This is a genomic window from Tropicibacter alexandrii (assembly GCF_003667315.2).
GTDB classification, from domain to species: domain Bacteria; phylum Pseudomonadota; class Alphaproteobacteria; order Rhodobacterales; family Rhodobacteraceae; genus Tropicibacter; species Tropicibacter alexandrii.
Window position 1 is genome coordinate 122,982 of record NZ_RCTZ02000005.1, and the last position, 26,233, is coordinate 149,214.

Annotated in this window: 27 protein-coding genes, 2 tRNA genes and 1 pseudogene; 15 read left to right on the forward strand and 15 right to left on the reverse strand. The window is 63.5% G+C overall.

What is annotated here, in order from left to right; all coding sequences use genetic code 11:
• Window positions 1-2: 2 nt before the first annotated feature.
• The 6 genes from D8Z78_RS08365 to rimK all read right to left on the reverse strand — a co-directional run bounded on the left by D8Z78_RS08365 (window position 3) and on the right by rimK (window position 3,786).
• On the reverse strand, window positions 3-326 hold the full coding sequence (locus tag D8Z78_RS08365; protein ID WP_121629752.1) for a TfoX/Sxy family protein: 324 nt from the start codon (window positions 324-326) through the stop codon (window positions 3-5).
• 55 nt (window positions 327-381) lie between these two features.
• Window positions 382-687, reverse strand: coding sequence for a hypothetical protein (locus D8Z78_RS08370; protein WP_128910751.1), 306 nt, complete (start codon window positions 685-687; stop codon window positions 382-384).
• Window position 688: 1 nt separating this feature from the next.
• Complete coding sequence (locus D8Z78_RS08375; RefSeq protein WP_121629750.1) at window positions 689-1,075, reverse strand: HesB/IscA family protein; 387 nt, start codon at window positions 1,073-1,075, stop codon at window positions 689-691.
• A 66-nt stretch (window positions 1,076-1,141) separates the two neighbouring features.
• On the reverse strand, window positions 1,142-1,753 hold the full coding sequence (locus D8Z78_RS08380; RefSeq protein ID WP_128910752.1) for a hypothetical protein: 612 nt from the start codon (window positions 1,751-1,753) through the stop codon (window positions 1,142-1,144).
• A 50-nt stretch (window positions 1,754-1,803) separates the two neighbouring features.
• Window positions 1,804-2,166, reverse strand: coding sequence for an SUF system Fe-S cluster assembly protein (locus D8Z78_RS08385; RefSeq protein ID WP_121629748.1), 363 nt, complete (start codon window positions 2,164-2,166; stop codon window positions 1,804-1,806).
• A gap of 207 nt (window positions 2,167-2,373) precedes the next feature.
• A complete protein-coding gene (rimK, locus tag D8Z78_RS08390; RefSeq protein WP_121629872.1) occupies window positions 2,374-3,786 on the reverse strand; it encodes a 30S ribosomal protein S6--L-glutamate ligase in 1,413 nt (470 codons plus the stop codon).
• Between the two features lie 282 nt (window positions 3,787-4,068).
• On the opposite strand from rimK, the gene D8Z78_RS08395 reads away from it, so the two are divergent.
• The gene (locus D8Z78_RS08395) at window positions 4,069-4,419 is read left to right on the forward strand and encodes a hypothetical protein (RefSeq protein WP_128910753.1); all 351 of its coding nucleotides are present in this window, start codon (window positions 4,069-4,071) and stop codon (window positions 4,417-4,419) included.
• Here the strand turns inward: D8Z78_RS08395 and D8Z78_RS08400 are convergent.
• Complete coding sequence (locus D8Z78_RS08400; RefSeq protein ID WP_121629871.1) at window positions 4,375-5,139, reverse strand: polysaccharide deacetylase family protein; 765 nt, start codon at window positions 5,137-5,139, stop codon at window positions 4,375-4,377. The genes D8Z78_RS08395 and D8Z78_RS08400 overlap by 45 nt on opposite strands.
• A 244-nt stretch (window positions 5,140-5,383) precedes the next feature.
• Between D8Z78_RS08400 and D8Z78_RS08405 the strand changes: the two genes are divergently transcribed.
• Both D8Z78_RS08405 and D8Z78_RS08410 read left to right on the forward strand, forming a co-directional pair.
• Window positions 5,384-5,460 (forward strand) — tRNA-Asp (locus tag D8Z78_RS08405).
• 36 nt (window positions 5,461-5,496) lie between these two features.
• Window positions 5,497-5,573, forward strand: a tRNA-Asp gene (locus D8Z78_RS08410).
• 367 nt (window positions 5,574-5,940) lie between these two features.
• On the opposite strand, the gene mepK is transcribed toward D8Z78_RS08410, so the two are convergent.
• Entirely contained in the window at window positions 5,941-6,510 is a 570-nt protein-coding gene (gene mepK / locus D8Z78_RS08415) for a peptidoglycan L,D-endopeptidase MepK (RefSeq protein ID WP_121629746.1), read from the reverse strand.
• A gap of 356 nt (window positions 6,511-6,866) precedes the next feature.
• Here mepK and D8Z78_RS08420 point away from each other — a divergent pair, with 356 nt between their 5' ends.
• From D8Z78_RS08420 to D8Z78_RS08435, 4 genes are all read left to right on the forward strand, one after another.
• A complete protein-coding gene (locus tag D8Z78_RS08420; protein ID WP_240672052.1) occupies window positions 6,867-8,513 on the forward strand; it encodes a L,D-transpeptidase family protein in 1,647 nt (548 codons plus the stop codon).
• Between the two features lie 236 nt (window positions 8,514-8,749).
• A complete protein-coding gene (gene lpxD, locus D8Z78_RS08425) occupies window positions 8,750-9,841 on the forward strand; it encodes a UDP-3-O-(3-hydroxymyristoyl)glucosamine N-acyltransferase (protein WP_121629745.1) in 1,092 nt (363 codons plus the stop codon).
• Window positions 9,842-9,876: 35 nt separating this feature from the next.
• Entirely contained in the window at window positions 9,877-10,134 is a 258-nt protein-coding gene (locus tag D8Z78_RS08430; protein WP_121629744.1) for an acyl carrier protein, read from the forward strand.
• Window positions 10,131-11,339 carry a beta-ketoacyl-[acyl-carrier-protein] synthase family protein gene (locus D8Z78_RS08435; protein ID WP_121629743.1) on the forward strand — a complete coding sequence of 403 codons (1,209 nt, stop codon included), beginning with the start codon at window positions 10,131-10,133 and terminating at the stop codon, window positions 11,337-11,339. The genes D8Z78_RS08430 and D8Z78_RS08435 overlap by 4 nt, the downstream gene beginning before the upstream one ends.
• 191 nt (window positions 11,340-11,530) lie before the next feature.
• Here D8Z78_RS08435 and mnmA read toward each other — a convergent pair whose 3' ends face one another.
• Window positions 11,531-12,673: a tRNA 2-thiouridine(34) synthase MnmA gene (mnmA, locus tag D8Z78_RS08440; RefSeq protein ID WP_121629742.1), complete on the reverse strand. Its 1,143-nt coding sequence runs from the start codon at window positions 12,671-12,673 to the stop codon at window positions 11,531-11,533.
• 123 nt (window positions 12,674-12,796) lie between these two features.
• Here mnmA and sciP point away from each other — a divergent pair, with 123 nt between their 5' ends.
• The 5 genes from sciP (at window position 12,797) to D8Z78_RS25220 (ending at window position 18,451) form a co-directional block, all read left to right on the forward strand.
• Window positions 12,797-13,069 carry a CtrA inhibitor SciP gene (gene sciP, locus D8Z78_RS08445; protein ID WP_121629741.1) on the forward strand — a complete coding sequence of 91 codons (273 nt, stop codon included), beginning with the start codon at window positions 12,797-12,799 and terminating at the stop codon, window positions 13,067-13,069.
• 101 nt (window positions 13,070-13,170) lie between these two features.
• Window positions 13,171-13,887, forward strand: a complete 717-nt coding sequence (ctrA, locus tag D8Z78_RS08450) for a response regulator transcription factor CtrA (RefSeq protein ID WP_121629740.1) — start codon at window positions 13,171-13,173, stop codon at window positions 13,885-13,887.
• 67 nt (window positions 13,888-13,954) lie between these two features.
• Complete coding sequence (gene ligA, locus D8Z78_RS08455) at window positions 13,955-16,069, forward strand: NAD-dependent DNA ligase LigA (protein ID WP_121629739.1); 2,115 nt, start codon at window positions 13,955-13,957, stop codon at window positions 16,067-16,069.
• On the forward strand, window positions 16,066-18,156 hold the full coding sequence (gene recG, locus D8Z78_RS08460; RefSeq protein ID WP_121629738.1) for an ATP-dependent DNA helicase RecG: 2,091 nt from the start codon (window positions 16,066-16,068) through the stop codon (window positions 18,154-18,156). Before ligA ends, recG begins: the two co-directional genes overlap by 4 nt.
• A gap of 172 nt (window positions 18,157-18,328) precedes the next feature.
• Window positions 18,329-18,451 (forward strand): hypothetical protein, encoded by a 123-nt coding sequence (locus tag D8Z78_RS25220; protein WP_255446344.1) that lies wholly within the window; start codon window positions 18,329-18,331, stop codon window positions 18,449-18,451.
• A gap of 178 nt (window positions 18,452-18,629) precedes the next feature.
• Here D8Z78_RS25220 and D8Z78_RS08465 read toward each other — a convergent pair whose 3' ends face one another.
• Window positions 18,630-20,033: a methyl-accepting chemotaxis protein gene (locus D8Z78_RS08465; RefSeq protein WP_121629737.1), complete on the reverse strand. Its 1,404-nt coding sequence runs from the start codon at window positions 20,031-20,033 to the stop codon at window positions 18,630-18,632.
• Window positions 20,034-20,086: 53 nt separating this feature from the next.
• The gene (locus tag D8Z78_RS08470; protein ID WP_121629736.1) at window positions 20,087-20,539 is read right to left on the reverse strand and encodes an iron-sulfur cluster assembly scaffold protein; all 453 of its coding nucleotides are present in this window, start codon (window positions 20,537-20,539) and stop codon (window positions 20,087-20,089) included.
• Between the two features lie 69 nt (window positions 20,540-20,608).
• Here D8Z78_RS08470 and hisI point away from each other — a divergent pair, with 69 nt between their 5' ends.
• Window positions 20,609-20,962 carry a phosphoribosyl-AMP cyclohydrolase gene (hisI, locus tag D8Z78_RS08475; RefSeq protein WP_121629735.1) on the forward strand — a complete coding sequence of 118 codons (354 nt, stop codon included), beginning with the start codon at window positions 20,609-20,611 and terminating at the stop codon, window positions 20,960-20,962.
• Here hisI and gluQRS read toward each other — a convergent pair.
• The 3 genes and pseudogenes from gluQRS to D8Z78_RS08490 all read right to left on the reverse strand — a co-directional run.
• Entirely contained in the window at window positions 20,955-21,869 is a 915-nt protein-coding gene (gene gluQRS / locus D8Z78_RS08480) for a tRNA glutamyl-Q(34) synthetase GluQRS (RefSeq protein ID WP_121629734.1), read from the reverse strand. The two genes, hisI and gluQRS, sit on opposite strands and share 8 nt — an antisense overlap.
• Window positions 21,866-23,209 (reverse strand): methylenetetrahydrofolate--tRNA-(uracil(54)-C(5))-methyltransferase (FADH(2)-oxidizing) TrmFO, encoded by a 1,344-nt coding sequence (trmFO, locus tag D8Z78_RS08485; RefSeq protein ID WP_121629733.1) that lies wholly within the window; start codon window positions 23,207-23,209, stop codon window positions 21,866-21,868. Before trmFO ends, gluQRS begins: the two co-directional genes overlap by 4 nt.
• A gap of 31 nt (window positions 23,210-23,240) precedes the next feature.
• A pseudogene (locus tag D8Z78_RS08490) lies at window positions 23,241-24,032 on the reverse strand (enoyl-CoA hydratase); the annotation flags it as partial.
• A 45-nt stretch (window positions 24,033-24,077) separates the two neighbouring features.
• Here D8Z78_RS08490 and D8Z78_RS08495 point away from each other — a divergent pair.
• On the forward strand, window positions 24,078-24,500 hold the full coding sequence (locus tag D8Z78_RS08495) for a PaaI family thioesterase (RefSeq protein ID WP_206169656.1): 423 nt from the start codon (window positions 24,078-24,080) through the stop codon (window positions 24,498-24,500).
• Here D8Z78_RS08495 and D8Z78_RS08500 read toward each other — a convergent pair.
• Entirely contained in the window at window positions 24,497-24,727 is a 231-nt protein-coding gene (locus tag D8Z78_RS08500; protein ID WP_121629730.1) for a DUF1127 domain-containing protein, read from the reverse strand. The genes D8Z78_RS08495 and D8Z78_RS08500 overlap by 4 nt on opposite strands.
• Window positions 24,728-24,824: 97 nt before the next feature.
• Here D8Z78_RS08500 and D8Z78_RS08505 point away from each other — a divergent pair, with 97 nt between their 5' ends.
• A complete protein-coding gene (locus tag D8Z78_RS08505; RefSeq protein ID WP_121629729.1) occupies window positions 24,825-26,225 on the forward strand; it encodes an aminotransferase-like domain-containing protein in 1,401 nt (466 codons plus the stop codon).
• Window positions 26,226-26,233 lie beyond the last annotated feature (8 nt).

The window sequence follows — 26,233 nt, forward strand, 5'->3', positions numbered from 1 at the left end:
TCCTACAGGTGGCGCAGCGCCTCGCGGGCCAGCGCCACCGCCTCTTCGGGATCGTCCTGCGCCTCTGGCGGCAGGGTCCAATAGGGCATGGCGGCGGATTTGCCGTCCTTGCGGGTATAGGTCCAGCGCGTGCAGCCCATCTGCTCCAGCGTGTCGACAAACCCACCGGCCCCCTTGATCATCAACCCCATATCGCCGTGGATGATCGCAAAGATCGTGCCGTCGTGGTACAGGCACAACCCGCCCATCATCTTGCGGGTGGTCAACTCGCCCAAACCGCCGAACAGATCGGTGGCATAGGCGATGTCCTCGGCAGTGATGGCCATCTGGCTTCCCGTTCTTCAGATCCGCGCAGACAGACCGAGGCCTGACTCGCCCACGTCACACCGTGAGCGAAATGAGCAGGTGATAAAAGGCCTGTCCGCCGATCATGCTGAAACAGGCGACCAACAGCCCTGCAAATGTGTCCGGCTCATACAAGGTCAGGGCCAGCATCGGCAGCACGATGATCGCCGCCAGTCCCGGCATGAACCACAAGGCTAAGGCCCGAGGGGCCCACCACAGGACGGTGCCATTTGGCGCAAAGCTCATCGGCAGCCGGGCTTTGTCCGCGTATCGTGCCTGCGCCTGAACCGACGTAAAAACCATTTGCCCAAGGCACACCGCCGCCACTAGGACCGGGATCATGTCAGCCGCCGGACCCGCTGCGCTCTGCCTCCAGCTCATCGAGATCCTTGAACTTGATCGACTCGCCGCAGCCGCAGGCATCGACCACGTTCGGATTGCGGAACTTGAAGCCGGACTCCAGCAGCGAGGTTTCATAATCGATTTCGGTACCGAACAGGAACATCTGCGCCATGGGCGCGATCAGCACCCGCGCGCCGTCCTGTTCCACGACTTCGTCATTGGCCTCGGCGTCGTCGACGTAATCCATCGTGTATTCCATCCCCGCGCAGCCGCCCTTCTTGACGCCGATCTTGAGACCGAAGCGGCCGTCGCGCGTCATGAGCTTGCGAATCTGGGTGATCGCAGCGGGGGTGATGGTGACCGGGGCCTGTCCGGGAATGCTGAACATGGGATACCTCTTTGCCTCGCCCTCAATCTAGGCGCTGTGGGGGATGATCTCAAGATGGCCGCGTCGTCAGATCGCCTCCCAGGCGGTCAGCGCGGCGTCGAGCGCGGGAAAACCCGCCGCAGAAAGCGCTTGATCCACGGCTTGGCGGCTGATGCCCAGTCGCGTGGCGGTCTCTGACGTCGGTCCGGCACCGGGTGGCAGGTGCTCCGCCACTGCGCGGGCCTGAGCCTGCGTCCACCCGCGCGCGACGTGGTCCGCAAGGACGAAGGCCGCGTGTTGCGCGCCACCACGGGCATGGGCCATGCGCCGCTGCGGTCCCAACGTCGCCAGCAGCGCCGCCGAGCGGGTGAAGGCCGGGCCATGGCCCCGGTCGAGCCGCGGCGTCGGGCCGTCCGGCAGAACGCCCTTGGACACGGCCAGTGCGATACAGCTGCCAAGCCGCTTGTCCAGCCGCCGCAGCGCGGCCTGCACGTACAGCGCAGCCCTGAGGGCGTGCAGGGGTTGCGCCATGGCAAGCTGCCAACCTTGCGTGTCGCGTCGGCCAAAGGCGCTGACCGCCGCATCCCAGCCCGCAATCCCTTTTGCCGCATGGGTCACCGCCAGCATCGCCGCCTCCCTTTCGGAGGCGGTCCAGCCCGTCGGGCACAGCAATGTTCCAGTCAGGACGGCAAGGCGCATGCCACGACGATATCAACGCGATACCAAGTGCGCAAGCAAATGCGCTTGCGTCACATGAAGCCCAATTCCAACCGCGCCTCGTCGGACATCATGTCCATGCCCCAAGGCGGGTCCCACGTGATTTCCACGTCGACATGGCTGACGCCGGGAACCGGGCCGATCGCCTCGGCCAGCCAGCCGGGCATTTCGCCAGCCACGGGGCAGCCGGGCGCAGTCAGGGTCATGATGACCCGCACCTCGCCGCCCTCGGAAATGTCGATCGTGTAGACCAGTCCGAGATCGTAGATATTTACGGGAATTTCCGGGTCGTAGACCGTGCGGCACGCCTCGACCACGGAGTCGTAGAGCGGGTGGTCGGTGCTGGAGGGCGCAATCAGCGGTGCACCTTCGAGCTGGGGGCTCTGTTCGGTCATGATGTCCTCTTCGCGAAATCCTGAGAGATTATATAGGATAACGGAGGGGAGGGGTAAAGCCCGCAAGGCGAAAACTGCGCTTGGGTGGGGGCGGGGGCAAGGCCCTTCGAAGGGCCTTGTGCCACGCGTCTTCGAAGACGCGTCCCAAGCGCCTTGCAAGGCGCTTGATCCAAGGCGCTTCGAAGCGCCTTGCCCCCGGCTTTGCGGTCAGTCCTCGGCCTTGATGCGGCCGCGCACTGGGGCGGGGCGGACCTTGGACTCGATATGCTCGTAAAGCTTCTCGGCGATGTTCTTGTGCGTCGCGGTCTCGATCCCCTCGAGCCCCGGCGAGGAGTTGACCTCCAGCACCTTGGGCCCGGTTTCGGACCGCAACAGATCGACCCCGGCGAGGTTCAACTTAAACGCCCGCGCGGCGCGCAGCGCCGTGTCGCGCTCTTCCTTCGAGATGCGCACCGAGGTCGCCGACCCCCCGCGATGCAGGTTGGAGCGGAAATCGCCCTCCGCCCCGGTGCGTTTCATCGAGGCCACGACCTTGCCGCCGACCACCAGACAGCGAATGTCCTCGCCCGCCGATTCCTTGACGAAATCCTGCACGAGGAAATTCGCCTTGAGCCCGCGAAAGGCGTCGATGACCGAGGCAGCAGCCTTTTTCGTCTCGGCCAGAACCACGCCCTTGCCCTGCGTCGATTCCAGCAGCTTCACGATCAATGGCGCCGTGCCCACCAGCCGCATCAGCGAATCCGTATCCTTGGGTGAGGCGGCAAAGGCCGTGTTGGGCATGCCGATCTTGTGCCGCGCCATCAGCTGGTGGGCGAAGAGTTTGTCGCGCGACGCACCGATCCCGTCCGAACCGTTGACGCAGAACACGCCGATCGTCTCGAACTGGCGGATCACGGCGGTGCCGTAGCTGGTAATGGACGCGCCGATGCGCGGAATCACCGCGTCGTAGCGGGGCAGGCGCTTGCCATCATAATGCACCTCGGGAGACAGGGAATTGATCGCCATGTAGCAGCGGGTGGTGTCGATCACCTCGACCGTGTGGCCGCGCGCCTCGCCCTCTTCGACCAGCCGCCGGGTCGAATAATTGTCCTCGCGCGACAGAACCGCCACCCGCAGTGAGCGGTTCGGCGCGGCCTGCCGGACGCGCGCGGTGTTGTAGACGTCATAGGACAGGCGCGGCTGCTGGAATCGGTCCGTGGCGACGATGGTGATGTGATCCTTCAGCGCCTCGCGCCCCAGCAGCATCCGCGAGGTCATCGACGAACGATCCGTCAGTGTCAGTTCGATCCGCCAGCTTTCCTCGCCCACGCGCAGGGTCGAGGCGATGACGTAGCGTTGCTCGCTTTCGCCATTGGACGAGGTCACGGTGCGGCGGTCGACGATGCGGGCCGAGCAGGGGATCACCAGATCCTCGCGCCCCGGGACCGGATGCACGGTAAAGCGCACCTTCGGCGCGCTCGACGGGCCGAAGGTCTCGATGTCGAATGCATGCAGGGCAGAGGTGCGCGCGCCGGTGTCGACCTTGGCGCGCAGCGCCGGAAGGCCCAAGTCGGGTAGCGACACCCATTCCTCCCATCCGAAACGGATCATGTCGGGGGTCTGCTCTGGGATGTCGGTCATGCGGGTCTCCATCAGGTGTTCAGGGCCTAGCAAGCCCGCTAAGCCGGGGCAAGGCCTCAGCCGGGGCAGGGCGGTCAGCACCAAGCTGGGTACAGACCGGCACGAATCGCACTGGGCAATTGATCGAAGTGTGGGCGGATGACGCGAAATCTCTGTGTCATTCTCGCAAAGGTCTAATATCCATGGACTCTTTCTCCTATGAGTGGAGCGTTGCCCAGTGATATAATGCGCGGATAACCTTTTTCCCGCGCGACGCGCGCATCCATTGAAAGACGACGCTTGGTGTCCCAGCCGACCTTCCATTCTCCTGATATCTTGTCGACCTCCGGTGCCACCGGCGACGATGCGCTCTTGCGGCTCGGCGCGGAACTCGTCGCGTGCCTGAATGACACGCAGGGGGGTGCGGCGCCCGAGATCGCGCTGAGCACCGCCAGTGCCTTGATCGAACGCGCGGCCTACTTGATGGCGCATCGCGCAGACGCCATGCCGGTGACGCGCCTCATGCTGATCGCGGCGCAACTGGACGACATCCGCCTGCAATCCGGCGCCACTCGGGCGCCAGGTAGCGGTCGGTCGGGGAAGGCGCGCTCAGCCGGGGCGGCTCACGCGGCGGAACCGACGGCTTTGCCATAGCGGCCAGCCCATCATCTGGCTGATCGGCAGGAATTTCAGCCCCCGTGTTGTCAGCGTGTCGAAGGTAGACGGCATCGCCTTGACCGTGCCCGACTGGATGTCGTGGCCGAGGATGATGGACCCGGATCGCGCGCCGCTGATGATGCGATTGGCGACGACGCTGGCGCCGGGGCGGCGCCAGTCCTGCGGATCGACGGACCACAGGATCGTCGGCAGATTGCGGGCCTCGTACAGCATCAGGCGCTGACGCCGGCTGAACGCGCCGTAGGGCGGGCGGAAGGTCACCGGCGGGCGCCCGGTGATCTTGAAGATCGCATTCGAGGTCCGGTCGATCTGGTCGAGCACCGCGGCATCGGAATACTTCGCGAGGTTGGGATGCGACCATGAATGGTTGCCGATCTCGTGCCCCTCGTCGGCGATCCGCCGCACGAGGTCGGGCCAATTCACCACCCGGTTGCCGATCAGGTAAAAGCTCGCCCGGAGCCCGCGGGCCTTGAGCATGTCCAGCAGCACCGGCGTCAATCTTGGATGTGGCCCATCGTCGAAGGTCATCGCCACCACGGGGGACGGGGTGCGGATCGCCATGACCGTGGCCGCGTCGCGCTGCGCGACATCCGCTGGCAAGGAAATGGTCGGTGCGGCCGAGGCTTCGGAGGCGAAAGGAAGGGCAAGCGCAGCGGTGGAAGCGGACAGAAATGTCCGGCGGCAGAAAACAGGCATTGGATAATCCATGGGCAGGTCAGGCAAGCAGTATGTGCCACATGACCTTTCTACCGCGTTGATGTTCAACCGATTCCCCCAACTGTTAAGGATTCGCCCAAGCTTGCGTGTCGATTCGATCACGCCGGTTTTGGCCGACGGAAAAAAATGCCGAATTTTGTCTGTCGAAAGCGCTTGACGGGGTCGGCCGTGGCCCATAAAAGCCCCCTCACGCCAAGGCCGATACGGTCTGGAACAGCAGCGAGCGGTTGTAGCTCAGTTGGTTAGAGTACCGGCCTGTCACGCCGGGGGTCGCGGGTTCGAGCCCCGTCAACCGCGCCACCGCTGCTGTCCTGATCTGGTCTTGATGTGAAAAGCGCGGTTGTAGCTCAGTTGGTTAGAGTACCGGCCTGTCACGCCGGGGGTCGCGGGTTCGAGCCCCGTCAACCGCGCCACTTCACCCCCCCCTCCAGTTTTTTGGACGTGTTACCAAGGTCCTGCATGCGCCTTGGTCGGGGCGAGGTGGTTTCGGCGCGCGGGCGCGGAAACCTGTGTGAAAAAATCTTCAATTCTCCGGAACCCATTGAGCGGCGGCGCGTTACGCCGATATCGTCAGGTATACCTGACTGGGTCTCTGTCGGGATTTCTGGCAAAAGACCCGTGGGCCCGGGCCGCGTGCAGTTCCCCAGATCGCACGGTGCCGAAGAAACCCCGCCAGAGGGTGGCCCTGCATGAAATGGCGCGATCAGGCGCCGTGCAAATCAAAAAAGCGCCCCGCAAGGGACGCTTTACCATAGTCTCGGTCTGTTGCCGGGGGCTGTTTCAACCGCCCCAAGTACGGACGGGGCCGCAATCCATGTGGACGAAGTTCGACTTCGAATAGCGTCCGACGCCGCCGCCACTGCAGGCGACCGCCGCCTTGGCCATCTGGTTGACCGAGCGCGACGACAGGCGAAGATCTGCCGCTTGCCCCCGCAGGTGGCGGGAATTCTTGGCCACGCCGCTCGAACGCGAGCGGAGCATGGCGTTCGTCTGCGGGCTGCGATAGCCCGAGATGAGCATGTAGGGTTCGCTCACATCCATCAGGTTGTGGGCCGCTGTCATGATGTCCAGCGTCCGGGTGTCGATGTTCAGCACCTGGTTGTTGCGCCAGTCGCGCATGAAATACGTGATTTCCTTGACCGCGTCGGCGATATATTCGCCCTCGATCCAGTAAATCATGTCGATGCGTTCGCCGGTCCGGCCGGAATACATGCGGATCCGGCGCACGTCACCGGCACCGCGCAGGAAGCCTGCGGCGTTCGAATAGGTCGGGGCGGCGGTGAGTGCGGTCGCGGCGAATGCGCCAAGCAAGCCGCGGCGTGTGAAGCCGCCCGAGAGTGTATCAGTCATGAGAGACCTGTCCCGTGGTCGCTGTTTACCTGTTTGCCGCACTGCTCAGCGCGGCTGTCGAATGCGCCCCATCCCGTGCGGTGTGTCCCGCGTCGGGGCAGGTGCGCCCTGCCATCTTTCCCCAGATGTCGGAACTTCTATGCCACGAATCGTGTTACCAAAAAAGCAAGATTTCGGACCGCTTGCGACAATCAAGGGGAAATGCGCAAGTTCCTGCTCAATGATCGGCCAACTGTGGCGCGCGCGCCCGTGGCCGCATCGTCGCACCCCTTGCGAGAAAGTGAGTGGACAGGAGCAGGCCGTTGAATACAAAGTCTAATGACGTCAATACCACGCGCGAGAAAAGGGTTTTTTGCATGAAGAAGAGATTTCACGACAGCGCGCGCCGGGCCCTGATGTCGGCGGTCGCCGTCAGTGTGCTGTCGCTTGGGCAGGCGGGCTTTGCCCAATCCGGGCCGAATGCCGGGAACGCGGCGCTGCTGAAAGTGACCGCATTCAAGCAGGCGGTCGCCGAATCCGTCGGTGAGGACGAGGGGATCGGCACCTTTTACCGCGCTCGGAATTTTGAACCGATCTGGACCAGCGGCTCGGATGAGGACCGCGCCCGGCGTCTTGCGCTGATCGAAGCCTTTGCCATGGCCGACGATCACGGTCTGCCGCGCGGCAAGTTCGACGCCGCCACGCTCAAGTCCCGCATGGCGCAGGCCCGCACCGGCCGCGATCGCGGCTTGCTGGAGCTGGAGCTGACCCGCACCTACCTGGAATTCGCTCATGACATTCAATCGGGCGTGCTGGAACCGGGCAAAATCGTCGATGGCATCAAGCGCGTGCTGCCGCGACGCAACGCCAATGAATTGCTGACACGTCTGGTCTCCGAGGACCCGCGCGCGGTGATGCGCTCGCTGCCGCCGTCGAGCCCGGAATATGCCCGCCTGCTGCGGGCAAAGCTGAAGCTGGAACATCGCATCGCCCGTGGGGGCTGGGGCCAGAAGGTGCCGGCCTCCAGCCTGCGCCCCGGTGACAGTGGCAACAGCGTGGTTGCGCTGCGCAACCGGCTGACCGCGATGGGCTACCTTCAGCCGTCGCTGACACAGACCTATGATGGTGCGATCGAAGCCGCCGTGCGCGAGTTGCAGGAGGATATGGGGCTCGAACAAGACGGGATCGCCGGTGGCAACACCATGACGGCGATCAACACCGCGCCCGAGACCCGGCTTCAATCGATCATGGTCGCGATGGAACGCGAACGCTGGCTGAACCTGCCCGAAGGGCTGGGCCAGCGTCACGTCAAGGTGAACCTCGTCAACTTCCACGCGCAGATCTTCGATGACGGCAAGCTGACCTTCCAGACCAAGTCGGTGATCGGCCAGCATCGCCCCACGCATGAGACGCCAGAATTCTCGGACGTGATGGAACATATGGTCATCAACCCATCGTGGTGGGTGCCGCGTTCGATCATCGCCAGCGAATACCTGCCCGCGATGCGCGCCAACCCCTATGCGGCGGGCCATCTGGAGGTCGTGGATGCCAGCGGGCGCGTGGTGCCGCGCAGCATCGGCTTCTCGCAATATTCGGGCCGTAACTTCCCGTTCAACATGCGCCAGCCCCCGGGCCCGAAGAATGCGCTTGGCTCGGTGAAGTTCATGTTCCCGAACAAGTACAATATCTACCTGCATGACACGCCGTCGCAGCACCTGTTCGCGCGCGAAGTGCGGACCTTCAGCCATGGTTGCGTGCGTCTCGACGATCCGCATGACTTTGCCTACGCGCTGCTGGCCAAACAGACGTCGGACCCCGAGGGGTATTTCCACTCGATCCTGAACACGCGGCAGGAGACGCAGGTCGATCTCGTCGAGCCGGTGCCGGTTCACCTGATCTACCGGACGGCCTTCACCTCGGCCAAGGGTCAGATGAACTATCGCAACGATGTCTACGAGCGCGATGGCCAGTTGTGGCGCGCGTTGCAGCGCGAAGGCGTGGTCTTCCGCGCGGGCAACAGCTGAGCAGCGGGGCAAGGCCTTTCGAAAGGCCTTGACTCCCACATCTCCGACCGGGCGAGTCAAGCGCCTTCGAAGGCGCTTGTTCAAGGCGCTTCGAAGCGCCTTGCCCCCGGTCGTCACCTCATCGACATTTATATACCGTATGCGCCCGGTGCGAGCTCTCGCAGCGGCGCCGTCATGTGGGCGGTTGTGATGGCCGCCCGATGGCCCTACATCCGGACCCAAAGAAGGAGAGCCGCATGACCCATACGCTTGCCGAGATCGCCCGGGCCCTTGGTCTGCCGGTAGAGGGCGATGGCAGCCTGCCGATCACGGCGGTTGCCGAACCGGCCTCGGCGGGGGCGCGCGACCTTGCGCTGGCGATGCGGCCCGATTTCGCCGAGGGCCTGCCCTCGGGCGGTGCGCAGGCGGCGATGATGTGGCAGGGGGCCGACTGGCAGGGCTACGGGCTGAAGGGGGCGATCCTCGCACCGCGCCCGCGTTTCGCCCTGTCGGGCCTGTCGGCGATGATGGATCCGGGGCAGGGCTACGGGGCTGGCGTGCACCCGTCGGCGGTGATCGACCCCTCAGCGATGATCGGTGATGATGTCAGCATCGGACCCTTGGCCGTCGTCGCCGCCGGGGCGCGGATCGGCGACGGTGCCGTGATCGGTCCGCACTGCTTCGTTGGGCAGGATGTCCGGCTGGGCGCGGGGGCGGTACTGCACGCGGGCGTGCGACTGATGGCGCGTGTCGCGATCGGCGCGCGTTTCATCGCCCATCCCGGCGCGATTGTGGGCGGCGACGGGTTTTCCTTCGTCACGCCCGAGCCCTCGGGCGTCGAAAAGGCGCGGGCCACGCTCGGGGGCGAGAGCGCCGACAGCGCGCAGCCTTGGGCGCGGATCGCCAGCCTTGGTGCGGTGAGCGTGGGCGATGACGTCGAGATGGGCTGCAATGCCTGCGTCGACCGGGGCACGGTGCGCGACACCTTTGTCGGGGACGGCGTCAAGATCGACAACCTCGTGCAGATCGGCCACAACGTCCGCATCGGACGCGACAGCATGATCTGCGCGGGTGCCGCGATCGCTGGCTCCAGCGTTCTGGGACGGAACGTGGTGGTGGGCGGTTGCGCGGGCATTTCCGACAATCTCCAGATCGGCGACCGCGTCATCCTTGGCGGCGGCACGATGGTCCTGTCCAACGTTCCGGAGGGCCGCGTGATGCTTGGCTATCCGGCGATGAAGATGGACAGCCATATCGAAAGCTACAAGGGCCTGCGCCGCCTGCCGCGCCTGTTCCGCGACGTCGCCGAGCTCAAGAAAGCCGTTTCAAAACTGGTCGGCAGCGACTAAATCCTAGGCAGATCAGGTAGGTGGGACCCCAACAGATGGACATCAAGCAACAGATCATCGAGATCATCGCCGAACAGGCCATGCTGGAACCCTCGGACGTCACGATGGACTCGACCCCTGAAAGCCTCGGCATCGACTCGCTGGGCTTGGTCGAATCGATCTTTGCCATCGAGGAACGGTTCGACATCTCCGTGCCGTTCAATGCCAACGCCCCCGAACAATCCGATTTCGACATCTCCTCGGTCGCCCGCATCGTCGAAGGCATCGAGAAACTGGTGGCAGAGCAGACGTGAAGCGTGTCGTCATCACCGGCGCGGGCACGATCAACCCGTTGGGACAGAATGTGCCCGCCACCCTCGACGCCATGCGCGAAGGCCGCTGTGGCATATCCGGGCTTGAATTCCGAGACGTAGAACGGCTTCAGATCCGCATCGGCGGGCAGATCAAGGGATTCGAGCCCGAGGCCGTCTTCAACCGCCAGCAATTGTCGCTTTATGACCGCTTCACGCAGTTCACGCTGGTCGCCGCGCGCGAGGCGGTGGCGCAATCGGGGCTCAGCTTCACCGATCAGTTGTCGGAACGGTCGGGCGTTGTGCTGGGCACCTCGGGCGGCGGGCTGACCACGCAGGACGAAAATTACCGGGTCGTCTACGAAGAGGGCAAGAATCGCGTCCATCCCTTCGTCGTGCCCAAGCTGATGAACAACGCCGCCGCCAGCCATGTGAGCATGGAATTCAATTTGCGCGGGCCGTCCTTCACCGTGGCAACCGCTTGCGCCAGTTCGAATCACGCCATGGGGCAGGCCTTCCACATGATCCGGTCGGGCATGTGCGATGTGATGGTCACGGGCGGGTCGGAATCGATGCTGTGTTTCGGCGGGGTCAAGGCGTGGGAAGGGCTGCGCGTCATGTCGCGCGACGGCTGCCGCCCCTTCAGCGCGACCCGCAACGGCATGGTGCAGGGCGAAGGGGCGGGGGTTTTCGTCTTCGAGGAATATGACCATGCGCGCGCCCGCGGTGCGGAAATCTTGTGCGAGGTCAAGGGCTTTGCCATGACGTCGGATGCCGCCGACATCGTCATGCCGTCGAAGCAGGGGGCGGCGCGGGCCATCACTGGGGCGCTGCGCGATGGCGGGATCGCGCTTGAGCGTGTGGGCTATATCAACGCCCATGGCACCGGCACCGCCGCCAATGACAAGACCGAATGCGCCGCCGTGTCGGATGCGTTCGGCGCCCATGCGGACCGGCTGATGATATCCTCGACGAAGTCCATGCATGGCCACCTGATCGGCGGCACCGGCGCAGTCGAGCTGCTGGCCTGCATCATGGCGCTGCGCGACGGGGTGATCGCGCCGACGATCAATTACGAGGAACCGGACCCGGAATGTGCGCTGGATGTGGTGCCGAACGTGGCGCGCGAGGCCGAGGTCGATGTGGTGCTGTCGAATGCCTTCGCCTTTGGCGGGCTGAACGCGGTTCTGGCGCTGGGGCGGGCGTAACAGGCGAATCGATGCGTTGAGAAAACGTTGATCGGGCGGTCGCAGCCGGGGTTTGCGGACCCGCGGATGAACGTTTTTCACCAGCGAATCGCCCGGTTGAGTGGTTCAGCCGCCCGCAATCGGAACGAGAAACGGCCCCGTGGGGCCGTTTTCTGTATCCATACGTGCGACAATTTGTTTCCGATGCGGTTTCAATACCCGCGCCAGATCCAGCCGCCGCCAAAGATCCGGCTGCTGTCCGGATCGTAAAACACGCAGGCCTGACCGGGGCTGACCCCTTCTTCCGGGGTCAACAATTCGACCTCTGCCGTGGTCTCGGACAAGGGCCGTATAATCGCCTCTCGCGGGGGGCGGGTGGACCGCACCTTGACCGACAGATGCCATTCCTTTTGCGAGGTGAAGGGCGTGTCGCCCAGCCAGTTGATCTCGCGCACGGGGATAGTGCGGGTGGCCAGCATTTCTTTTGGGCCAACAACCACTTGGCGCGTGTCCACATCCAGCCGCACGACATAAAGCGGCTCTGACAGGCCGCCGATCCCAAGACCCCGACGCTGGCCAATCGTATAATGGATCACGCCCTGATGCGTGCCCAGAACACGCCCGTCTGCGTGCACGATCTCGCCCGGTTCCGCAGCCCCGGGACGCAGCTTTTCGATCACCTTGGCGTAATTGCCGTCGGGGACAAAGCAAATGTCTTGGCTGTCGGGCTTGTCCGCCACGGCCAGCCCGTATTTCGCCGCCAATTCCCGGGTCGCATCCTTGGAGGGCAGGTGACCGAGCGGAAAGCGCAGGTAGTCCAATTGCTCGGGCGTGGTCGAAAACAGGAAATAGGACTGATCGCGATTCGCGTCTTCGGCACTGTGCAATTCCGGCCCCTGCGCGCCCATCTTGCGCTGGATATAATGGCCGGTCGCCATGCAATCGGCCTCCAAATCCTTAGCGGTTTCAAGGAGATCCTTGAATTTCACCCGCTCGTTGCAGCGGATGCAGGGCACCGGCGTCGCGCCGCCCAGATAGCTGTCGGCGAACTCTTCGATCACCGCTTCCTGAAAGATGTTTTCGTAGTCCAAGACGTAATGGGGAAAGCCCATTTCCTCGGCCACACGGCGGGCGTCGTGGATGTCGATCCCGGCACAGCACGCGCCCTTTTTCGCCAGCGCCGCGCCGTGGTCGTAGAGCTGCAGCGTGACGCCAACCACGTCGTATCCCTCATCCTTCAGTTGTGCGGCGACAACCGAACTGTCGACGCCGCCGGACATGGCGACGACGACTCGGGTTTCCGAGGGCGGCTTGGGAAAGCCCAGCGAGTTCAGCGGGCTGGGGTCGAGGGGCATGGCATGTCTCCGTGGAATGCCCGGAATATAGGAAAATGCGAGATACTCTCAAGGGGCGGTTTTAGGCCGTGTTAATGCGGGCATGGCTTGATGGCCTCCAACAAGACGTTTGGAGTGTTCCCGATGTATCTGAAAAAGGTGGATGGCCCGCGTGCCGTCAAGCTTCCCGATGGCAGCACGATGACACGGGCGGATTTGCCGCCGGCGGATACCCGCCGTTGGGTTGCCTCGCGCAAGGCCGCGGTGGTGAAGGCGGTGCAATTCGGGCTTTTGACCGAAGATCAGGCGCTTGAGCGCTACGGGCTCAGCGACGAGGAATTGCATGAATGGGTGAAGGCGGCGACTCAGCATGGCGAAGAGGCGCTGAAGGTGACCCGGGTCCAGAAATTTCGCTGACTCGTGATTTTACTCATCCGGGAAAAGATTTATGGTAACGACGCGTTAACCTTTTTCGATCACCTTTCTGTAAGACCAGAGCTGTTACCCGGAGACTTCTTATGCGCATCCTTTTGGTGGAAGACGATCCCACGACCTCGAAAAGCATCGAGCTGATGCTCAGCCATGCCAACCTGAACGTGTATTCCACCGACATGGGGGAGGAGGGGATCGATCTTGCCAAGCTGTACGATTACGATCTGATCCTGCTGGATCTCAACCTGCCTGACATGAACGGGCACGAGGTTCTGCGACAGCTGCGCGTGGCCCGGATCGAAACACCGATCCTGATCCTCACCGGCGAGGACGACACCCAGAGCAAGATCAAGGGTTTCGGTTTTGGCGCAGACGACTACATGACCAAGCCGTTCCATCGCGATGAGCTCGTGGCGCGCATCCACGCGATCATCCGCCGCTCCAAGGGCCATTCCCAATCGGTCATCCGCACCGGCAAGGTGTCCGTCAATCTGGATGCCAAGACGGTCGAGGTCGGCGGCAAGGCCGTGCATTTGACCGGCAAAGAATACCAGATGCTGGAACTGCTCTCCTTGCGCAAGGGCACCACCCTGACCAAGGAAATGTTCCTGAACCATCTTTATGGTGGCATGGACGAGCCGGAGCTGAAGATCATCGACGTTTTCATCTGCAAGCTTCGCAAGAAACTGTCCGAGGCCACGGGTGACGACAATTACATCGAAACCGTCTGGGGCCGTGGCTACGTGCTGCGCGATCCCGAGCCGTCGCAGGACGAACCCAAGGCGATTGCCGCCAACGGCTGACGCAATCTGGACCTTGCCCCTGCTCCCGCATATCACTCTGTGACAGTGCGAGATTTGGGGCAGGACCATGGCGGAAAAATCCACGGCGGATCTGGACGAGGAAGAGGCAAGGGCCGAACTCGCCCATCTTGCAGAGCAATTGAGCCGCGCCAACCGCGCGTACCATACCGAGGACGCGCCCGAGATTTCGGACGCGGACTATGATCGTCTGAAGCGGCGCAATGCCGAGATCGAGGCTCGGTTTCCCCACCTGAAACGAAGCGACAGCCCCAGCGATCAAGTCGGCGCCCCGGTGTCGGACGGGTTCGCCAAGGTGCGCCATGTCGTGCGGATGATGTCCTTGTCCAACGCCTTCGAGGATGAGGATATCACCGACTTCGACACGTCGATCCGCCGCTATCTGGGGTTGGGCGAGGGGGATCCGCTGTCCTACACCGCCGAGCCCAAGATCGACGGTCTGTCCTTGTCGCTGCGATACGAGCGCGGGCAATTGGTTCAGGCGGCAACGCGCGGTGACGGGGCCGAGGGCGAAAACGTCACCGCCAATGCCCGGACCATCGATGACATTCCGCAGAGCATCCCCGATGCGCCCGACATTCTGGAAATCCGTGGCGAAGTCTACATGAGCCACGCCGATTTCGCCGAACTGAACGAACGGCAAGCGGCCAAGGGGGGCAAGACTTTTGCAAACCCGCGCAATGCCGCAGCCGGGTCGCTTCGCCAGCTTGATTCGAGCATCACCAAGGACCGTCCGCTTCGGTTCTTCGCCTATTCTTGGGGCGAGCTGTCCGAACCCTTGGCCGATACGCAGGCCAACGCCATCGCACGGCTCGCGCAAATGGGCTTCCAGACCAATCCGTTGACGGCCGTCTGTGATGGGCCGGCCGAGATGCTGGCACAGTATCGCGCGATCGAGACGCAACGCGCGACCTTGGGCTACGATATCGACGGCGTCGTCTACAAGGTGAACGACTTGGCGCTTCAGGGGCGCCTTGGCTTTCGTTCGACAACCCCACGTTGGGCCATTGCCCACAAATTCCCCGCAGAGCTTGCCTGGACCCGGCTTGAGGCCATCGACATCCAAGTAGGGCGCACGGGTGCGCTGTCGCCGGTCGCGCGGCTGGCGCCGGTCACGGTCGGTGGCGTGGTCGTGTCCAACGCGACTCTGCATAACGAGGATTACATCGCCGGGCGCGACAGTTCCGGCAGTGAGATCCGGGGCGGCAAGGATATTCGGGTCGGCGATTGGGTGCAGGTCTACCGCGCGGGGGACGTGATCCCGAAAGTCGCCGACGTGGACCTGTCGCAAAGGCCGGCTGACGCACAGCCTTACAGCTTTCCCAAGGCCTGCCCGGAATGCGGGTCCGATGCGATCCGCGAGGAGGGCGACGCGGTGCGGCGCTGCTCGGGCGGTCTGATATGTCCCGCGCAAGCCGTTGAAAAATTGAAGCATTTCGTGTCGCGCGCGGCGTTCGACATCGAGGGTCTCGGGTCCCGTCAAGTCGAGCAGTTCTACCAAGACGGCTGGATCGCCGAGCCCGCCGACATCTTTACCCTGAAGGAGCGGTACGGTCAGGGGCTGCAACAGTTGAAGAATCGCGAAGGCTGGGGCGAGAAATCTGCCAACAATCTGTTCGACGCCATCGACGAACGGCGGCGGATCGGCCTTGGTCGCCTCATCTTTGCCCTCGGGATTCGGCATGTCGGCGAGCAGGCGTCGAACCTGCTGGCTCGGCATTACGGCTCATGGGACGCGTTCGAAACCGCGATGCGGGACGCGGACGCCATGGAAGGCACCGCATGGGATGACCTTTTGGCCATCGACGGCGTCGGCACGGTTCTGGCGACCTCGCTGGTTTCGGCGATGAATCAGGACGCGGAACGGGCTTCGATCGACCGCTTGGTGGCCCATCTCGACGTGCAGGAGGCCGAGCGCCCGTCCACCGATGGCTCGCCCGTCGCGGGCAAGACCGTGGTGTTCACCGGCACTTTGGAAAAGATGACCCGGGCGGAGGCCAAGGCGCGCGCCGAGGCTTTGGGCGCGAAGGTGTCTGGGTCCGTGTCTAGCAAGACCGATATCGTGGTCGCAGGTCCCGGTGCGGGCTCCAAGGAGAAGAAGGCGCGGGACCTCGGCTTGACGATCCTCGACGAAGACGGCTGGCTGGAGTTGATCGGCGGATGAGCGGACGGCCCGAACCGCTCTGGCCGCTCTTTGCAGAGCTCAAGACGCTCGATGGGATTGGCCCCAAGACGGCGCAGGCCTTGGCCCAGATCGGTGTGGAGACGCCGCGCGACCTCTTGTACACGCTGCCCTATTCCGGCATCGACCGGCGCCTGCGCGAGACGGTGCAGGGCGCGGACTTGCCCGGAACGCTGACGGTAACGGTGCGCATCGGCCAGCATCGCCCGGCCGCGCGCAAGGGCGGGGCTTACCGGATCGAGGTCGACGACGCCCGGATGCGGTTCCAGTTGGTATTTTTCCACGCCCGTGGGGACTACCTGAAAAAGGTCTTGCCGGAAGGTGAGACGCGGATCGTTTCGGGCCGGGTAGAGCTGTTCGATGGGGGGCCGCAGATGGTGCATCCCGACCACATCGTCGAACCCGACGAGATCACCGGCCTGCCGGAATTCGAGCCGGTCTATCCTCTGACGGCGGGCGTGATGCAAAAACTGATGGTGCGTGCGGTGACCGATGCGCTGCACCGTTTGCCCGATCTGCCCGACTGGATCGATCCGGCGCAAGCGGCAAAAGAGAGCTGGGTCGACTGGGCCAGCGCCATGCGGCAGGCCCATGCGCCCCAAAACGCCGGAGATCTTGCACAAACTGCCCCGGCGCGGCTGCGGCTGGCCTATGACGAATTGATGGCGCATCAATTGACGCTGGCTCTGGCCCGGGCCGATCGGCGGCGCCAGCGAGGTAAGATCACGAACGGAAAGGGGCAGTTGAGGCAAAAGGTGCTGGCGTCGCTGCCATATCGCCCGACCGGCGCGCAGCAACGCGCGATGGAAGAAATCGCCGAGGACATGGCCAAGCCCGAGCGCATGAACCGCCTGCTGCAGGGCGATGTGGGGGCCGGCAAGACGCTGGTGGCCTTCATGGCGCTGCTGACCGCGGTCGAGGCCGGCGGGCAGGGGGTCATGATGGCGCCCACCGAAATCCTCGCCCGGCAGCATCTCGACGGGTTGAAACCCCTCGCCGACGAGGCGGGCGTCGTGCTGGAGCTTCTGACCGGCCGCGACAAGGGCTCGGAGCGCAGCGCCAAGCTTGCGGCCTTGGCGCGGGGCGACATCCAGATTCTTGTCGGTACCCATGCGGTCTTTCAGAAGGATGTGGAATTCGCCGACCTGCGTCTGGCCATCGTCGACGAACAACACCGGTTCGGCGTGCGCCAGCGGCTCGAACTTGGCCGGAAGGGGCAGGGTGCGGATGTGCTGGTGATGACGGCGACACCGATCCCCCGCTCCTTGGCGCTGGCGCAATATGGGGACATGGACGTGTCCGTTCTGGACGAAAAGCCGCCCGGCCGGTTGCCGGTCAAGACTGCGCTGGTCTCGACCGAGCGGCTGGACGAGGTCGTGGATCACCTCCGCAAGGCCGTGGCCGAGGGGCGGCAGGCTTATTGGGTCTGTCCGCTGGTCGAGGAAAGCGAGAACAGCGACCTCGTCGCTGCCGAGGCCCGGTTCCAGCGGTTGCGGGCGGCGCTTGGCGATGACGTTGTCGGTCTTGTGCACGGCCAGATGCCGCCAGCGGACAAGGACGCGGCGATGGCGCGCTTCGTCGCGGGCGAAACCGGCGTTCTGGTGGCCACGACGGTGATCGAGGTGGGGGTGAACGTACCCAATGCCTCGATCATGGTGATCGAGCGGGCCGAAATCTTTGGCCTCGCGCAGTTGCACCAGTTGCGCGGGCGGGTCGGGCGCGGCACGGCTGCCTCGACCTGTTTGTTGATGTACCAGCCGCCGCTCTCCGAGACGGGCATGAAGCGACTGACGACGATGCGCGAAACCGAGGACGGGTTTCGCATTTCCGAGGTCGATCTGGAAATGCGCGGGGCGGGCGATCTGATCGGCGTGGCGCAATCGGGCTTGCCGCGGTTCCGCATTGCCGATCTGGAACGGCAATCCGCGCTCATGTCGGTCGCGCAAAGCGATGCGCGCCTGCTGCTGTCCGAAGATCCCGACCTGACCAGCCCGCGCGGGCAAGCGGCCAGATTGTTGCTGTGGCTGATGCGACAGGACGAAGCCATCCGTTTGATTTCGGTCGGATAAACGAAAGGTGTCGATGGCTGTGGACCCATCGACACCCTGCGTAAAGCGTCCAATACGCGCCGTGATCAAAGTGATGTTCTCAACTTTGTTCTCAAATGTTCTCAAAAAGTTCTTTACATGTGGTTAACGACATGGAACAAAGGGGCAACAAAGACGCGAAGGAGGCCGCGCCATGATCGAGACAGTCAAGACTGCCCTGACCCGACAGAAAGACACCTTGTGGCAGGATGCCCTTGGGGCCTTGTCGATCGCGGTGATCCTCTTTGGCGCGCTGCATCTGCCCAGTCTGGTTTGAGAATTTCCTGATTTCTGCCTGCGTTTGACACCGACACCTTCCGGGCCAAAGCGCATATCACTGTCCCGATATGCCTGCCTGTCCCCAACCGGTCCGCCTGCCTGTGACCGATGTCCGGAGTGTTCGTAGAAACGCGTCCCTTCCGCCGCCTCCTTCCCCGGGAGTGCGGCGGTTTTTTTTAGAACTTGTAGGCGAGGCGCAAACCGCCCCAATGCCGCCCCCGGACGTGGATCGGGGCCGACAGGTCCTTCATCATGACGAACTCCCCGCCGCCCATGTCGCGCCGGTAGACCTGCAGCAGGAACGGTTTTTCGTTTTTCCCGGCTTTCAGCCCGACACGGTCATCGAAGATTCGTCGATTGCGGCAATGGGCGGCATTCCAGACCGGGTCCTTGCCCTGAGGCTGGGCGAATTTCGCGTTATGTGTCGGCAGATATCCGTTGCGATCGACGACGGCGCAAAACACGATGCGCGGGTCGCGCGTCAAGACCGGCTCCTGAATCGCAGGCAGCAAGCGATCCGTCAGCGTGGTATAAGGGGCCAAGAGCTGTTGCGGATTGGTGTCGGGGATCGGTTTGTAGCGTTGGGTGAACAGCAGGTCCTGACTGATCCAACCCTCTGCGATGGCACGGTCGAAGGCCTGCGCGACCTGTCCGGCCAGATCCTGCACGAGCGTGATCATCGGGCCATCGGCACCATTGCCGCCAAGCGCCACCGCGTGTTGCAGAATCGACTCCGACGTGTCGATCAGCGCGGTGCAGCGCCGGTTTGCCTCGACCACGCCGGACGAGACCTGATCGACCGAGGCGGCGATCGCAGTGATGGCCGACCCGGTCTGATCGACGGCGTCCTTCGCCCCTTCGGCCCGTTCCGCGAGGGCATGCGCCTCGTTGCGCAGGTCAGAGACGCCAAGCCGGATTTCCGACAGGACACCGTCCGTTTCCGTGCTGCGTTTGAGCACCGCGTCTGCCTGTCGTGACGTGCTCTGTGCGCCGTCATGCAGCGCCGCCATCCAATCCGACAATTGCGCCACCGTGTCGGTGATGGTGACGGCCGCGTCAGATGTGCGTTCGCTCAGCTCCTTGACCGCGTCGGCGACGATGGAAAACCCCCGGCCGGCCTGACCGGCGCGCGCCGCCTCGATCTTTGCATTGATGGCGAGGATATGCACCTGCGCGGCGATGTCCGAGATCAGCATGTTCGAATTGCGCACGCCCTGAAGCAACCCCTCGACGGCCTCGGCATCGTTATGGATGGTGCGCACCCATTGCGCCAAGGCTTGGGAGCTTTGGCTGGTGACGGCGATGAACTCGGTCGAGGTCTCGACCTTTTCGATGGCCGTGTCCGCCGTTGCCGCCATGCGCTGCACCGAGTCCAGCATCGCGGCGCTGATCTGTTCAAGGTCGCGGGTATTGCCCCGGACGTGGTCCAACTGGGCGCGTTGGGCCTTGCTCCGCTGGTCGAGGTCATCGAGAAAGCCAACGATCTCCACCGTTTCCTGCCCCAGGCTGGTGGCCGCATCGGTGAGCGCCGCCAATTCGGCGGTGGCATCCGGGGCTGACATCCGGGTCGGGTGAGTCATGGGTCGTTCGCTCCTCGTGACGCCGGGCGTATCACGAGATCAAGAACGAACCCTTAAGCGGTCTGGGTTTTCTGCGCCTGTTCCAGCGCCTCGCAGGCCGCATCGAGGCTGAGCATGATCGAGGCGTGCCGGTTCTTGTAGGCGCTGGCGGGGCGCAGCACTTCGAGGCCGTCGAAGGGGGCAGGCGGTGTCGGACCGTCTTCCTTCAGCAGCGCGCGCAGCGCGTCGCGGGCGGCGCGCACTTCATCCGCGTCACATCCGACGATGGCCCCGCCGACGACAGACGCTGCGGCCTGACCCAAGGCGCAGGCTTTGACCTCCTGCCCGTAATCGGTGATCTTGCCGTCCGAGACGTTGAGGTCGACCGTCACGGTCGACCCACATAAGGGCGAGCGTTTCTTGACCGAGGCGTCCGGATCGGACAGCCGCTCGGTGCGGGGAATGTCGGCTGCAAGTTCCAGGATCCGCCCGGAATACAGCTTGATCAGGTCGTTTTCGCCGGACATGTCGTTCCCTTCCTGCGCGTCTCTCTCTAAATAGGCGTCATGTTCCCGGATGCAAAAAGGTTTTTGCCCATGACGTTCGATCCTGCGACCTTGGTCTATGACGCCAACGGCCTGATCCCCTGCATCGCGCAAGCCGAGGGCACGGGCGAGGTGCTGATGATGGCCTGGATGAATGCCGAGTCAGTTCAGGCAACGCTTGAGACCCGGCGTGTAACTTATTGGTCGCGCTCACGTCAGGCGTTTTGGATCAAGGGGGAGACCTCGGGGCACACTCAGGAACTGGTCGATCTTCGGGTCGATTGCGACCGAGATTGCCTGCTGGCCGTGGTGCGCCAGGAAGGCCCGGCCTGCCACACCAACCGCCGGTCCTGCTTCTATACCTCGGTCGTCGATGGCGAAACCGAGTTGATGGCACCTATGTAAGGCCGACCATCCGACGTATGTCCTCCGGCGTGGCGCCCTCGTCGCGGTATTTCGCATTGGCGCGGGCATCGTCGCGCTTTGCCAGCCGCTTGCCGGTTTCGTCGCGGATCAGCTTGTGGTGATGGTAGACAGGTGTCGGCAGGCCCAACAGCCTTTGAAGAAAAACATGGATCTTGGTGGCCTCGAACAAGTCTTGGCCTCGGATCACATGGCTGACATTCTGCGCGGCATCGTCCACGACGACCGCCAGATGGTACGCCGCGCCGAATGCCTTGCGGGACAGGGCGACATCACCGATCCGCGTGATCAAGTCCTCGGGTGTGATCAGAATCTCTCCTGCCTCGCCGTTCGGCCCGGCCCCGGTTTCCTCAAAAGCAATGAAATGCAGGCCACCCTTGGCGGTGATCCTGTGGTCCCAGCGAATGACATCGCACGCCTCGGCCATGTTCAGCCGCAAGGTCACGTCCTTCGGGCGCGGATAGTGCCCGTCGAACCACCGTTCGTCCTGCCACATCGCTTGCCGGCACGTTCCCGGATAGATCAGACCGTCAGGACCATGTGTGGGCACGCCTTCCTGTGGGGCGGACTGCGCCTCGACGATGTCGCGGCGGGTGCAGGTGCAAGGGTACAAGACGCCCAATCCCCACAGCTCATCCAGCGCCGCCTCGTATTCGGAAATGCAGTCCGACTGCTTGCGGCACGGCTCTGGCCAGTCAAGGCCAAGCCACGCAAGATCTTGTTTCAAAAGCGTTTCCCATTCGGGGCGCGACCGGGTTGAGTCCAAGTCGTCGATCCTGAGCAGGAACGTTCCGCCCTCGGCCTTCGCGCGGTCATGTCCCAGCATCGCCGAATAGGCATGGCCCAGATGCAGCGGGCCGGTGGGCGACGGGGCAAAGCGCGTGATCACTGGGCGGCGAGCCACGCCTGCCAGTCCGCCTTGGCACGGTCGGTATACAGCTTGTAGCGGTCCTTGCGGCCACGACGCCCGCCTTTGACCTTTTCCTCCAGCGGGCGGAACAGGCCGAAATTGACGTTCATCGGTTGAAAGGTCTTGGCCTCGGCCCCGCCTGTGATGTGATGGATCAGCGCGCCGTGGGCGGTGTCCTGCGGCACGGTGGGCAGGGTCGCGCCCAGCATCTCTGCCGCCGCCATGCGCCCCGCCAGAAGCCCCATGGCCGAGGATTCGACATAGCCCTCGACGCCCGTGACTTGGCCCGCAAAGCGGATATTCGGCTTGGAGCGCAGGCGCATCTGGTCGTCCAGCAGCGTGGGCGAGTTGATGAAGGTGTTGCGGTGAATACCGCCCAGCCGCGCGAAACTTGCGTTCTCCAGCCCCGGAATCATTTTGAAAACAGCGGCTTGTGCGCCGTACTTCATCTTGGTCTGGAAGCCGACGATATTATACAGCGTCCCCAGCGCGTTGTCGCGGCGCAACTGCACCACGGCATAGGCCTTTTGCTCGGGATTGTGCGGGTTGGTCAGGCCGACGGGTTTCATCGGGCCGTGACGCAACGTTTCACGCCCGCGCTCGGCCATGACCTCGATCGGCAGGCAACCGTCGAAGTAGCCAGCGGTCTCGCCCTCGTGGAACTCGGTCTTGTCGGCGGCCAGCAGCGCGTCGATGAAGGCCTCGTACTGGTCCTTCGTCATCGGGCAGTTGATATAGGCCTTGCGCTCTTCCTCGGTCTCGCCCTTGTCATAGCGGCTTTGCAGCCAAGCCACGGACATATCGATGCTTTCCGCATAAACGATCGGCGCGATGGCGTCGAAAAACGCCAACCGGTCAGCACCGGTTTCCTCTTGGATGGCGCGGCCCAACCCTTCGGAAGTCAGCGGCCCGGTGGCAAAGATCCAATGCCCGTCGTCGGGCAATTCGGTGATCTCCTCGTGGGAAATCTGCACGTTCTCATGGGCGTGCAACGCATCCGTCACGGCTTGGGCAAAGGGATCGCGGTCCACGGCCAGCGCGCCACCCGCAGGCAGGCGGTGCTTGTAGGCCGTGTCCATGATCAAGCCACCGGCTTGCAGCATCTCCCAATGCAGCAGACCCACGGCGTTCTGCTCGTGATCGTCCGAGCGAAACGAGTTCGAGCAGACCATTTCCCCAAGGTTTTCCGTGCGATGTGCGAAAGTCTTCACCTTGGGGCGCATCTCGTGGATGACCACCTTGACGCCCCTGTTTGCGGCCTGCCATGCGGCCTCGGACCCGGCCATTCCGCCGCCGACGATGTGTAGCTTTTGTTCCATCCCGCGCATGTAGGCCAAGCCGCGTGCGCGCTCAAGCCCAGTCGGGCTTGCGCTTCTCGATAAAGGCGGTGATGCCCTCATCCGTGTCACGCAGCAGCATGTTTTCCACCATGACATCGCCGGTAAAGGCATAGGCCTCGTCCAGCGTCATGCCCATCTGGTCGTAAAACGCCGATTTGCCGATCTTGACGGCGGCGGTCAGTTTCGACGCCACGGTTTGCGCCAACTCCAACGTTGCGCTTTCAAGCTGATCACCCGGCACGACCATGTTCACCAGCCCCAGCGCCTCGGCCTCGCTCGCGTCGATGAAGGACCCGGTTGTCAGCATCTGGAACGCCTTCTTGCGGGGGATGTTGCGCGACAGCGCGACCATGGGTGTCGAGCAAAACAGCCCGATATTCACCCCGTTCACGCCAAAGCGCGTGCCCTCGGCGGCGACGGCCATGTCACAGGACGCCACCATCTGGCAGCCCGCCGCCGTGGCGATCCCGTGGACTTGCGCGATGACCGGCTGGGGCAGGCGGGTCAGCCCCGACATGACCGAAGCGCAACGCTTGAACAGATCTGCGAAATAGGCCGCGCCCTTGTCCTCAGCCTGCCGTCCGGCCTGCATCTGCTTCAGGTCATGGCCCGCGCAAAACGCCTTGCCCGCGCCAGAGATCACCACGACGCGGGTCTCGCGATCCGCCTGAAGCGCGTCGATCTGCGCCTGAAACGCCGCCAGCATCTCGTCCGAGAGGGCGTTGAGCTTTTCCGGCGCATTCATCCGCAGATGGGCCACACCGTTCGTATCGTGACGTTTGAGCAGTTCCATCTTGTCCTCCCGTTTCGGGTCAGATTACCTGTCCCAAAAGACGGAGGGAAGGACGTGGAGCTTAAATTTACCGCCGAGGAGATGGCTGACTATCTCGAAGAGGTCTTTCCGCAGGTTCACGGCATGTTCGGCATCGACAAGATCGCCGAGGACGGCATAACCATGCGTTTGTTCAACGATGACAGGCATTTGCGCCCCGGTGGCACGGTCAGCGGCCCGGCGATGTTCAGCCTTGCGGATGTGGCGGCCTATGTGGCCACGATGGCCTTTGTCGGGCGCGAGGCGCTGGCGGTCACCACCCATTGTTCCATCGACTTCATGCGCAAACCGGCGGCGGGCGTCGATCTGCTGGCCCATGCGCGCATCCTGAAACTGGGACGCGCGCTGTCGGTGACGGATGTGCTGCTGTATAGCGAAGGCATGGACGACCCGGTCGCCCATGCCTCCCTCACCTATTCGATCCCGCCCGCGCGTTAAGTCCGCCAGAAGGCGCGGGTGGCCTCGTCCAGCGCTTCTTGCCGGGTCAGGCCGATATCGTGCAATTGATGCGGCTCCAACTGTTTCAGCGCCAGTCGGGTGCGGCGACGCATGGTCCACTTGGTGGTGGATACCGCGACGAACAACGCAAATTCGGCCACCAGCGGAAGCGGCTGGTTCTGCTCAAGCAGAGCAAGGGCGGGGCGGTGTGCAATTTGCGGTGCCATGGTCGGTATCCTTTCACATTGTATTGACACAATTGGCATTGTTTTAGTACGCATATTGATACGCTTCGGATTTTATCGGGTCGAGAAAAGAATTGTGATGGATACAATATTGTCCCGTTATGCGGGCGCCACCGAGGGTGCGAAATACAAACGTCTGGCGCAGGCGATCCGGGGCGCGATCACCGAGGGGGATCTGCAAACAGGGGCGCAATTGCCGCCCGTGCGGGAACTCGGCTGGGCCTTGCAAATCACCCCGGGCACCGTGGCGCGGGCCTATGCGATCCTGACCGATGAGGGCGCCTTGCGCGGCGAGGTCGGGCGCGGGACATTTGTCGCCGGTCCGCAGAGCCGCGACGATCAAAGAGATATCCGCTGGGCCCAGCACAACATGCCGGAAGATACCGACTTCGTGAGCCTTTTTTCCACCAAGCTGCCGGATATGGGGCAGGTGGCCCTGATCCGGGACGCCTATCGCGAGATGGCGGAGAAGCCCACTGGCAGTTTGCTGAGCTACCCGTCTGCGGATGCCTATCGCCCGGCGCGCCGCGCCGTGTTGCGGTGGCTGTCGGATGCGGCGCTTGGGGCTGTGGATCCGGATGAGATGGTGCTGTCCCATGGTGGGCAGTCGGGCGTGTCGCTTGTCATGCAATCGGTGCTGCGCGGGCGCAAACCCGTGGTTCTGGTCGAGGAACTGTCCTATCCCGGCTTCCGCCGTGCCGCGCAGATCATGCGCGCAGAGGTTGTGGCCGTGCCCATGGATGGCGACGGATTGATTCCCGAGGCGCTGGATGAGCTGGCACAAAGGCATGAGGCACAGCTGCTTTGTACCAGTGCCGAGGTGCACAATCCCACCGGGCTGTTCACCCCGAAACACCGAAGGGAGGCCATCGCCGAGGTCGCATCGCGGCGCGGCTTTCATATCCTCGAAGACGATTGCTACCGAATGGGCGCGTCGCGTGCGCCGACCTATCGGGCGATCCTTCCGGACCGGGCTTGGTATGTCTCGTCGATCTCCAAGGCGCTGACCCCCGCCTTGCGCGTGGGTTTTGCGCTGGCGCCCAAGGCCCATGCCGCAACGCTGCGCCGGGTGGCGGAATACGGGTTCTTCGGGCTCGCGCATCCTTTGGCCGTGCTGGTCGAAGACCTGCTGACGCGCGATGCCACCTATGAGATTATGGAAGACATCCGTCAGGAGGTGAACCGATACACCCGCGCTGCGGTGAACGGGCTAGGTGGCTATGACATCACTTGGGGCGAGGATCTGCCTTTCATCTGGCTGACTTTGCCCGAAGGGTGGCGGGCGTCAGCCTTCGTGCAGGCGGCGGAAGCTGTGGGGGTCAAGGTGCGTGCCTCCGAGGATTTCATCCCGCGCGACGGCTTGGCGCCGCATGCGGTGCGGGTCGGCGTGAACGCGCAGGTCAGCATGCGCAGTTTCGAGACGGCGATCGGCAAGCTGCGCCACCTTCTGGATCACCCACCAGAGCGCATGGCGGTGTGAAATTGTGG

Excerpts from the sequence above, each read along its gene's own strand:
- ligA (WP_121629739.1), top strand. The coding sequence starts at position 13,955 with ATGGCGGAAAAATCCACGGCGGATCTGGACGAGGAAGAGGCAAGGGCC.
- D8Z78_RS08370 (WP_128910751.1), bottom strand. The coding sequence starts at position 687 with ATGATCCCGGTCCTAGTGGCGGCGGTGTGCCTTGGGCAAATGGTTTTT.
- D8Z78_RS08465 (WP_121629737.1), bottom strand. The coding sequence starts at position 20,033 with ATGACTCACCCGACCCGGATGTCAGCCCCGGATGCCACCGCCGAATTG.
- D8Z78_RS08385 (WP_121629748.1), bottom strand. The coding sequence starts at position 2,166 with ATGACCGAACAGAGCCCCCAGCTCGAAGGTGCACCGCTGATTGCGCCC.
- hisI (WP_121629735.1), top strand. The coding sequence starts at position 20,609 with ATGACGTTCGATCCTGCGACCTTGGTCTATGACGCCAACGGCCTGATC.
- D8Z78_RS25220 (WP_255446344.1), top strand. The coding sequence starts at position 18,329 with ATGATCGAGACAGTCAAGACTGCCCTGACCCGACAGAAAGACACCTTG.
- D8Z78_RS08500 (WP_121629730.1), bottom strand. The coding sequence starts at position 24,727 with ATGGCACCGCAAATTGCACACCGCCCCGCCCTTGCTCTGCTTGAGCAG.
- lpxD (WP_121629745.1), top strand. The coding sequence starts at position 8,750 with ATGACCCATACGCTTGCCGAGATCGCCCGGGCCCTTGGTCTGCCGGTA.
- D8Z78_RS08375 (WP_121629750.1), bottom strand. The coding sequence starts at position 1,075 with ATGTTCAGCATTCCCGGACAGGCCCCGGTCACCATCACCCCCGCTGCG.
- trmFO (WP_121629733.1), bottom strand. The coding sequence starts at position 23,209 with ATGGAACAAAAGCTACACATCGTCGGCGGCGGAATGGCCGGGTCCGAG.
- ctrA (WP_121629740.1), top strand. The coding sequence starts at position 13,171 with ATGCGCATCCTTTTGGTGGAAGACGATCCCACGACCTCGAAAAGCATC.
- sciP (WP_121629741.1), top strand. The coding sequence starts at position 12,797 with ATGTATCTGAAAAAGGTGGATGGCCCGCGTGCCGTCAAGCTTCCCGAT.
- mnmA (WP_121629742.1), bottom strand. The coding sequence starts at position 12,673 with ATGCCCCTCGACCCCAGCCCGCTGAACTCGCTGGGCTTTCCCAAGCCG.
- D8Z78_RS08365 (WP_121629752.1), bottom strand. The coding sequence starts at position 326 with ATGGCCATCACTGCCGAGGACATCGCCTATGCCACCGATCTGTTCGGC.
- D8Z78_RS08380 (WP_128910752.1), bottom strand. The coding sequence starts at position 1,753 with ATGCGCCTTGCCGTCCTGACTGGAACATTGCTGTGCCCGACGGGCTGG.
- mepK (WP_121629746.1), bottom strand. The coding sequence starts at position 6,510 with ATGACTGATACACTCTCGGGCGGCTTCACACGCCGCGGCTTGCTTGGC.
- D8Z78_RS08470 (WP_121629736.1), bottom strand. The coding sequence starts at position 20,539 with ATGTCCGGCGAAAACGACCTGATCAAGCTGTATTCCGGGCGGATCCTG.
- D8Z78_RS08420 (WP_240672052.1), top strand. The coding sequence starts at position 6,867 with ATGAAGAAGAGATTTCACGACAGCGCGCGCCGGGCCCTGATGTCGGCG.
- recG (WP_121629738.1), top strand. The coding sequence starts at position 16,066 with ATGAGCGGACGGCCCGAACCGCTCTGGCCGCTCTTTGCAGAGCTCAAG.
- rimK (WP_121629872.1), bottom strand. The coding sequence starts at position 3,786 with ATGACCGACATCCCAGAGCAGACCCCCGACATGATCCGTTTCGGATGG.
- D8Z78_RS08400 (WP_121629871.1), bottom strand. The coding sequence starts at position 5,139 with ATGCCTGTTTTCTGCCGCCGGACATTTCTGTCCGCTTCCACCGCTGCG.
- D8Z78_RS08505 (WP_121629729.1), top strand. The coding sequence starts at position 24,825 with ATGGATACAATATTGTCCCGTTATGCGGGCGCCACCGAGGGTGCGAAA.
- D8Z78_RS08430 (WP_121629744.1), top strand. The coding sequence starts at position 9,877 with ATGGACATCAAGCAACAGATCATCGAGATCATCGCCGAACAGGCCATG.